The sequence below is a fragment of the Actinotalea sp. C106 genome (assembly GCF_023630195.1).
Lineage (GTDB): Bacteria > Actinomycetota > Actinomycetes > Actinomycetales > Cellulomonadaceae > Actinotalea.
On record NZ_JALPKN010000154.1, the window covers coordinates 1 to 7,601 of the forward strand.

General features: G+C 74.6%; 9 protein-coding genes. 5 read left to right on the forward strand and 4 right to left on the reverse strand.

The window, feature by feature from the left end; translation table 11 throughout:
- The 5 genes from L0B03_RS11160 to L0B03_RS11180 all read left to right on the forward strand — a co-directional run.
- On the forward strand, positions 1-863 hold an 863-nt coding region (locus L0B03_RS11160; protein ID WP_250445869.1), incomplete at its 5' end, for a sensor histidine kinase KdpD.
- A complete protein-coding gene (locus L0B03_RS11165) occupies positions 860-1,561 on the forward strand; it encodes a response regulator transcription factor (RefSeq protein WP_250445870.1) in 702 nt (233 codons plus the stop codon). The genes L0B03_RS11160 and L0B03_RS11165, both read left to right, overlap by 4 nt.
- A 158-nt stretch (positions 1,562-1,719) precedes the next feature.
- On the forward strand, positions 1,720-3,195 hold the full coding sequence (locus tag L0B03_RS11170) for a TrkH family potassium uptake protein (protein WP_250445871.1): 1,476 nt from the start codon (positions 1,720-1,722) through the stop codon (positions 3,193-3,195).
- A gap of 95 nt (positions 3,196-3,290) precedes the next feature.
- Complete coding sequence (locus L0B03_RS11175; protein WP_250445872.1) at positions 3,291-3,527, forward strand: hypothetical protein; 237 nt, start codon at positions 3,291-3,293, stop codon at positions 3,525-3,527.
- A 22-nt stretch (positions 3,528-3,549) separates the two neighbouring features.
- Positions 3,550-4,986 carry a PQQ-binding-like beta-propeller repeat protein gene (locus tag L0B03_RS11180; RefSeq protein ID WP_250445873.1) on the forward strand — a complete coding sequence of 479 codons (1,437 nt, stop codon included), beginning with the start codon at positions 3,550-3,552 and terminating at the stop codon, positions 4,984-4,986.
- Between the two features lie 50 nt (positions 4,987-5,036).
- On the opposite strand, the gene L0B03_RS11185 is transcribed toward L0B03_RS11180, so the two are convergent.
- The 4 genes from L0B03_RS11185 to L0B03_RS11200 all read right to left on the reverse strand — a co-directional run.
- Positions 5,037-6,044: an NADP-dependent oxidoreductase gene (locus tag L0B03_RS11185; RefSeq protein WP_250445874.1), complete on the reverse strand. Its 1,008-nt coding sequence runs from the start codon at positions 6,042-6,044 to the stop codon at positions 5,037-5,039.
- On the reverse strand, positions 6,041-6,469 hold the full coding sequence (locus L0B03_RS11190) for an organic hydroperoxide resistance protein (RefSeq protein ID WP_250445875.1): 429 nt from the start codon (positions 6,467-6,469) through the stop codon (positions 6,041-6,043). The genes L0B03_RS11185 and L0B03_RS11190 overlap by 4 nt, the downstream gene beginning before the upstream one ends.
- The gene (locus tag L0B03_RS11195; protein ID WP_250445876.1) at positions 6,466-6,942 is read right to left on the reverse strand and encodes a MarR family winged helix-turn-helix transcriptional regulator; all 477 of its coding nucleotides are present in this window, start codon (positions 6,940-6,942) and stop codon (positions 6,466-6,468) included. Before L0B03_RS11195 ends, L0B03_RS11190 begins: the two co-directional genes overlap by 4 nt.
- Positions 6,943-7,035: 93 nt before the next feature.
- Positions 7,036-7,601: hypothetical protein (locus L0B03_RS11200; RefSeq protein WP_250445877.1), on the reverse strand; the 566-nt coding region annotated here is incomplete at its 5' end.

Here is a 7,601-nt window from a genome sequence, read left to right on the forward strand (position 1 = left end):
CGCCGCCCGCCACAGCCGCGGTCGTGGGGGACGTCGCGATCGACCTGCCGGGCCGTGCCCTCGACGACCGCGACCGCCGGGTGCTCGGCGCCTTCGCCGGGCAGGTGTCCCTCGTGCTGGCCCGCGAGCGTCTGCGCGAGCGGGCCGTGCGTGCCCAGGGGCTCGAGCAGGGCAACGCCATCCGGACCGCCCTGCTCACCGCGGCCTCGCACGACCTGCGCACCCCGCTCGCGGCGACCCGTGCAGCGGTCGACGGGCTGGCCGCGGGGGAGGCCCTGCTCGACCGCGAGGACCGCGCCGTCCTGGTCGAGACCATCGACCGCTCGACCACCAGGCTCGAGCGGCTGATCGACAACCTGCTCGACCTGTCCCTGCTGCACACCGGGGCGGTGCGCCCCGACCTGCGTGCCGTGAGCCTGGAGGAGGTCGTGCCCCTGGCCGTCGAGGGCCTCGAGCCGGCACCGGTGCTCGACCTCCCCGAGGACCTCCCGCTCGTGCTGACCGACCCCGGTCTGCTCGAGCGGGTGGTCGCCAACCTGGTGGCCAACGCCGTGCGCTTCGCCCCTGCCGGGGTGCCCGTCCAGGTCGTGGCCCGCATCTGCGGCGCCGCGGTCGAGATCCGCGTGGTGGACACCGGGCCGGGGGTGGCCCCCGAGGAGCGCGAGGTCATCTTCGCCCCCTTCCGTCGTCTGGCGGACGACGTCGACCGGGGCCCCACGGGTGGTCCCGCGGGCATGGGCCTGGGCCTGGCCGTCGCACGGGGCCTCGCCGAGGCCGTCGGCGCGGGCCTCGCCGTCCAGGACACCCCGGGGGGCGGCCTGACCATGGTCGTCTCCGTGGGCCTCGCGGGTGAGGTCCCGTGACGTCCGCGACCGAGCCGTCAGGGCACCGCGTCCTGGTGGTCGACGACGACGCCGCGCTGCTGCGGGTCCTGGCGATCACCCTGCGGGCTCACGGCTGGGAGGTGCTCACGGCCCCCGACGGCGAGACGGCCCTGGCAGCGGTCGCGGACCTGAGCCCCGACGTCGTCGTCCTGGACCTCGGCCTCCCGGACCTCGACGGGCAGGAGGTCCTCGCGCGGCTGCGCGGCTGGACCCGCACACCGGTCGTGGTCCTCTCGGCCCGCCACGGCGGCGAGGCCACGATCGCGGCCCTCGACGCGGGGGCCGACGACTACGTGACCAAGCCCTTCGCCGTCGACGAGCTGCTGGCCCGGCTGCGGGCTGCGGTGCGCCGCGCCGAGCCCCCCGTGGGGGGCGGGGCCGTGGTCGAGGCGGGGACGCTGCGGGTGGACCTCGCGCGCAAGCGGGTCGAGCGCCACGGGCAGGAGGTGCGCCTGACCCCGACCGAGTGGTCCATGCTCGAGGTGCTGGTCCGCCAGGCGGGCCACCTGGTCAGCCACCAGGACCTGCTGCACGAGGTCTGGGGCCCGGCCTACGGGACCGAGTCCAACTACCTGCGCGTCTACGCTGCCCAGCTGCGCCGCAAGCTCGAGGACGACCCGAGCCACCCGGTGCACCTGCTCACCCGGCCGGGCCGCGGGTACGTCTTCGAGCCCTGACCCACGTCACCGGGCGGCGGTTTCACCCGCGGCGTCAAGATCCCGTCAAGGTCCGCCCCACCAGGCCCTTCGCGGTGATAGCAGGCCCCGGGGCGGCCGATAGTGAGTGAAGGAGCTGCCCCGTCCGGGGGCGGCACGTGCTGTGGAGCGGCCCGACGATGCATGTTCTCTCCGTCGGGACCCGGACGCACGTCCCCGCCATCGGACGCACCGCCCTCGGGCGCACCCTCACCATGCCCGATGAGGTCCCGTCCCTCGACAGCGGGCCGGCCGCCCAGCGCGCCCGTGCCGCCCGGCGGGCCTCGCACCACGCCGCCCGACGGCGCCCCGGCCAGCTCGTGGTCGGAGGGTTCGCCCTCGCGATCGCCGTCGGCACGGCCCTGCTGATGCTCCCGGTCTCCTCGACGGGCCCGCGGGCCGGGCTGCTCGACGCCCTCTTCACCGCGACCTCGGCGGTCTGCGTGACCGGCCTCGTCGTGGTCGACACCGCGACCGCGTGGAGCACCTTCGGCCAGGTGGTCGTCCTCGTCCTCATCCAGGTGGGCGGCTTCGGCATCATGACCCTGGCCACGCTGCTGGGCCTGCTCATCTCGCGCCGTCTGGGCCTCGGGTCCCGGCTGGTCGCGGCGACGGCGACCCGCTCGGTGGGGCTGGGGGACGTCCGGTCGGTGCTCCTCGGCGTCGGCACGGTGACCGTCGCGGTCGAGGTCGTCACCGCCCTGCTCCTCACCGGGCGGCTGATGGTCGCCTACGGGGAGCCGCTCGGGCGGGCCCTGTGGCTGGGCACCTTCCACTCGGTCTCCGCCTTCAACAACGCGGGGTTCGCGCTGTACAGCGACAGCCTCATGGGCTTCGCGACCGACGCCTGGGTGTGCCTGCCGATCGCCGCGGCGGTGGTCATCGGTGGGCTGGGGTTCCCGGTGCTCCTCGAGCTGCAGCGCCAGCGCCGCACCCCCTCGCGCTGGAGCCTGCACACCCGGCTCACCCTGGTGGTGACGGTGGTGCTGCTCGTGGTGGGCACGGTGTTCGTGCTCGCGGCCGAGTGGCGGAACCCGGCGACCCTCGGGCCGATGAGCACCCCGGGCAAGCTGCTCGCCGGGTTCTTCCAGGGCGTCATGCCGCGCACCGCCGGCTTCAACAGCATCGACACCGGAGCGATGAACACCGGGACGCTGCTCGGCACCGACGTGCTCATGTTCATCGGTGGGGGCAGCGGCGGCACGGCCGGCGGCATCAAGGTCACGACCTTCGCCGTCCTGCTCATCGCCATCTGGTCCGAGCTGCGCGGGGACTCCGACGCGACGGCCTTCGACCGCCGGATCGCCCCCGCCGCCCTCCGGCAGGCCCTCGCCGTGGTGGCCCTGAGCCTCGCGACGGTGGTCACGGTGACCATCGCGATCGCGATGACCTCGTCCTTCACCCTCGACGAGGTGCTTTTCGAGGTGGTCTCGGCCTTCGCGACCGTGGGCCTGTCCACCGGTATCACCGCCGAGCTCGAGCACTGGCACCAGGTGCTGCTCATCGTCCTCATGTTCGTCGGGCGCCTCGGCCCGATCACCCTCGGGACGGCGCTCGCCCTGCGCGAGAGGCAACGCCGCTTCCGCTACCCCGAGGCCGCCCCGCTCGTCGGGTAGCTCGTCGGGTAGCGGGGGGCTCGCGCCGTGCCCTGGTGCGCGCTGCGAGACCGGCCTACGGTGAGCCTCAGCCGCACCACGCACCGGAGGTCCCCATGGTCGATCCCGCTCAGTCCGGGCCGCACGCCGAGCACGGTCCTGCGACCGACGTGGTCGACCTCGGCACCTTCCGCGCAGCCCCGTCCGCCGAGCCGGACCCGCGGGCCGCCTTCCGGGCCTTGCCCGAGCCGGTGGATCCCGCGGACATGGTCGCGGTGAGTGACACCGACCCGCCGCCGGACCCGACCATGGGCCGGGACAGCGACCACGAGTACATGCTGCGCTACATCTGACCCCGGTCCGTAGGGTCGAGGGGTGGCACGCGGCGAGGAGACCGTCGACGTCGAGCTCGTCGAGGAGCGCGACGGCATCGAGCTGCCGTGGGTCGGTGCTGCCGAGCCCGACCGTGCCGCGGACCCCGCGGCCCGCGCGCGCCGTCGTCGGGCCGGGGTCGTCTCCGGGGGGCTCGTCCTCGCCCTGGTCGGCGCGACGCTCGGGTGGGGCGCGTGGCAGGACCTGCGGGAGGTGCAGCGCGACGAGGCCCGGGTGGCGGCGCTCGCCGAGGTCCCCGGGGCCGCTCCGTCGCTGCGGGAACCACTCGAGGAGCTCTGGAGCACCGAGGTGCCCGCCACGAGCCTGACCGGCGGGCTGCTGATCACCGCCGACGAGGCCTTCGGCGAGCTGCGGACCTCGGCGCACGACGTCGCCACCGGAGAGCTGAGGTGGCGGCGCGAGGTGGCGCGCGACCCGGGGGACCCCGAGCCTCAGGTGGACGCCTGCGAGGCCGCGGTCGAGGACGGCGGCGCCCTGCTGTGCGAGGTGCCGAGCACGGGGCAGCGGGCGCCCAACACCGACGCCGAGCTCGGCGGGGACCCGCGACGCCTCGTGGTGCTGGACGCCGAGGACGGCGCGGTGCGTCATGTCCGCGACCTCGGATCGACGACCATCGGCTGGCAGCCCCTCGGGGACGACCTGGTCGTGGCCCGTCGTGACGGCCGCGACCTCGTCCTCGAGCGGAGCGCCCTGGACGGGACGGTCACCTGGTCCACCCGCGTGCCCGACCTGCTCGAGGAGGGGGCGACCTCGAGCGACCTGCGTCTCGAGGTCTCGGACGGTCTGGTGCACGTGAGCGGCCGGGCCGCGGCGGTCCTCGACGAGGACGGGACGGTGCTCGGCCGATGGCGAGCACGGGCGGAGCGGGACGACGGGCTGCGGGTCACGACGTCGAGCGTCGGCTTCACCGTGGTACGCGGTAGCGGGGGGACGTGGGCCGACCGGGCGGGCGGGGCGCTGGTGAGCCTGGGGGGCCAGCCCCTCGCCGCCGGGGTCGACGACGGTGCGCACCCCTACCTCGAGCTGCTCCGGCACGAGGGGCGCCTGCGCGCGGTCGACGTCCGCTCGGGGGGCGTGCGATGGGGTACCGACGCGGCGGACCGTGCGCTGCTGCGGGTCGGCGACCTCGTGGTGCTCGACGACGCCGTCAGGCTGCGCGCGCTGGACCTCCGCACGGGTGAGGAGCTGTGGGACCGGGAGCACGCCACGGGGATCCTCCCCCTGTACCCCGTGGTGACCGACGGGGTGCGGCTGCTCGTCCCGAGCTGGGACCTCAGCGAGGGGCGCAGCATGATGGCCCTCGACCTGGGGTCGGGCGAGGAGGTGTGGCGGGCGCCGCAGCCCAGCTCGGCCAGGGTCGTGGTCGTCGAGCGCACCTTCGTCCACGCGGTCGGCGACAGCCTGCGCGTCCTCGGCTGAGGCCGGTCCCCGTCGCCCCGCCTGCCACAGGCGCGGGCGTTAGCGGGCCCTCAGCCGAGCGTGACGATCATCTTCCCGGTGTTCTGACCGCCGAGCATGCCGATGAAGGCCTCGGGGGCGTTCTCGAGCCCTTCGACGACGGTCTCGTCGGTCTGGATGCTGCCGTCGGCGAGCCACCCGGCCATCCGCTGCGCGAACTCGGGCTGCAGGTGGGCGTAGGTGCCCACGATGAACCCGCGCAGGTTGAGGCCCTTGCCGATCGCGCTGAACATGTTGCGCGGGCCCTGGGCCTCGGCGGCGTCGTACTGAGAGATCGCCCCGCACAGCGCGATCCGCCCACCCTGCCGGGCCGAGGCGATCGCGGCCTCGAGGTGCTCGCCGCCGACGTTGTCGAAGTACAGGTCGATGCCTTCGGGGGCGGCGGCGGCGAGCTGCTCGGCCACGGGCCCGTCGTGGTAGTCGAACGCTGCGTCGACCCCGAGCTCGCGCAGCCGCGCGACCTTGGTCGCCGAGCCTGCGCTGCCCACCACCTGCGAGGCACCGAGCAGCCGGGCCATCTGCACGGCGAGAGAGCCCACCGCCCCGGCGGCCCCCGAGACGAAGACCCGGTCGCCCGCGGCGAGCTCGGCCACCGCGGTCAGCCCGACGTAGGCGGTCAGCCCTGGCATGCCCAGGGCGCCCAGGTAGGCCCGGGCCGGGGCGAGGGAGGTGTCCACGCGTGTGGTGCGGTCGGCGTCGACGACGGCGTGCTCGCGCCAGCCCAGGCCGTGCAGGACGACGTCGCCCACGGACCGGTCAGGTGACCGGGAGGCGATGACCTCGCCCACGGCCCCACCGTCGAGCGGAGCCCCCACCTGGAAGGGCGGGACGTAGGACTTCACGTCGTTCATGCGGGGCCGCATGTAGGGGTCGACCGACATCGCGGTCGTGCGCACCAGCACCTGGCCCTCGGCGAGCTCGGGCAGCTCGGCCTCGACCAGGGCGAAGGTCTCGGCGGTGGGCCGGCCCGTGGGGCGCTCGGCGAGGTGGATCTCGCGGGTGGTGGTCGGGGTGCTCATGCGGCCTCCTCGGTGACCGTGAGGGTCACCTCGACGTTGCCGCGGGTGGCGTTCGAGTACGGGCACACCTGGTGGGCCTGCTCGGTGAGGGCCTGGGCCTCCTCGCGCGAGAGGTGCGGCAGCGTGACCTCGAGGGTGACCTCGAGCCCGAAGGCGCCGTCCCCCGTGGGGCCGATGCCGACCTGGGCCCCGACGGCCGAGTCCCGGACGTCGGCCTTGCTGGCGCGGGCCACGGACTGCAGGGCCGAGTGGAAGCAGGCCGCGTAGCCCGCGGCGAAGAGCTGCTCGGGGTTGGTGCCGTCCCCGGTGCCGCCCATCTCTCGGGGGATGGCCATCTGCAGGTCGAGGCGGCCGTCCGAGGTGGTGGCGCGGCCGTTGCGGCCCTCGCCCGTCGCGAGGGCGTCGGCGGTGTAGACGATGTTCATGGGGTGACCTCTTCCGTGGTGGGCGTGCTGGTGGTGGTTCCGGTCGGCTGCTGGGCGGTGTGCCGCAGCCGGGTCAGGGTCTGGTGCAGCTGGGCGATCTCCGCAGGGGTGAGCCCGGTGGCGGAGGCGAGCCGGGCAGGGACGCTCTCGGCCCGATCGCGCAGCGCGGAGCCGTCGGCCGTGAGGTGCACCTCGACGCGGCGCTCGTCCTCGGCCTGCCGGCGCCGTTCGACGAGCCCGAGGGTCTCGAGCCGCTTCACCAGGGGGGAGAGGGTGCCCGAGTCCAGGGCGAGGGCCTCGCCGATCTCGCGGACCCCTCGACCGTCGCGCTCCCAGAGCACGAGCATGACGAGGTACTGCGGGTAGGTGAGCCCGAGCGGGTCGAGCAGGGGTCGGTACGCGGCGGTGATGGCCCGCGACGCCGAGTAGAGGGCGAAGCAGACCTGACGGTCGAGATCCAGGTCGGTCGGCATGCTCCCGACCCTAGGGTGAATAGCGGTCGTGCACAACTCGGTTGTGCACGATGGATATGTCGACGGGCGCCGGCCGGGCCTCGCTGAGGCGGCCTACTCCTCCCAGGTCACCGTCTGGAAGGTCTCGAGGCCCGCGTCGACGAAGAGGCTCACGGTGACGGTGCTGGTGAAGTCGTCGGCCCAGACGCCCGTGCCCTCGCAGACCATGACCAGCGCCTCGGTCCCTGCGGAGGGGGCGGTGACGGTGGCGCGACGGTCGTCGACGAGCGTGGTCTCGGTGAGGCTCACCAGCGGGATCTGCTCCTCGGCGGACGCGGCCACCTCCTGGGCGGAGAGGCTGATCGTCTCGGCGGCGACCTGCTCGCAGGTCGCCGCACGGAGGGGTTCGAGGGCGGCCTGCTGCCGCTGGTTCAGGTAGACGGGGATGGCGATCGCCGCGACGACGCCCACGACCATCAGCAGGGCGAGCGCGATCCCGAGGGCGATGAGCACCTTGAGCCCGGTGCCCATCCCCGAGCGCGCGGGGGTCGCCTGCTGCCAGGTGCCCGGACCGCCCTGGGTCGGGACCTGCCCCTGCCAGGCCCCCTGATGCTGCTGGGTCCTCGTCACCGGGGCCGCCGACGCCCACGCCTGCCCGCCGGGGTCCCGCGCCTGGCCGA

Excerpts from the sequence above, each read along its gene's own strand:
- L0B03_RS11170 (WP_250445871.1), top strand. The coding sequence starts at position 1,720 with ATGCATGTTCTCTCCGTCGGGACCCGGACGCACGTCCCCGCCATCGGA.
- L0B03_RS11175 (WP_250445872.1), top strand. The coding sequence starts at position 3,291 with ATGGTCGATCCCGCTCAGTCCGGGCCGCACGCCGAGCACGGTCCTGCG.
- L0B03_RS11185 (WP_250445874.1), bottom strand. The coding sequence starts at position 6,044 with ATGAGCACCCCGACCACCACCCGCGAGATCCACCTCGCCGAGCGCCCC.
- L0B03_RS11190 (WP_250445875.1), bottom strand. The coding sequence starts at position 6,469 with ATGAACATCGTCTACACCGCCGACGCCCTCGCGACGGGCGAGGGCCGC.
- L0B03_RS11195 (WP_250445876.1), bottom strand. The coding sequence starts at position 6,942 with ATGCCGACCGACCTGGATCTCGACCGTCAGGTCTGCTTCGCCCTCTAC.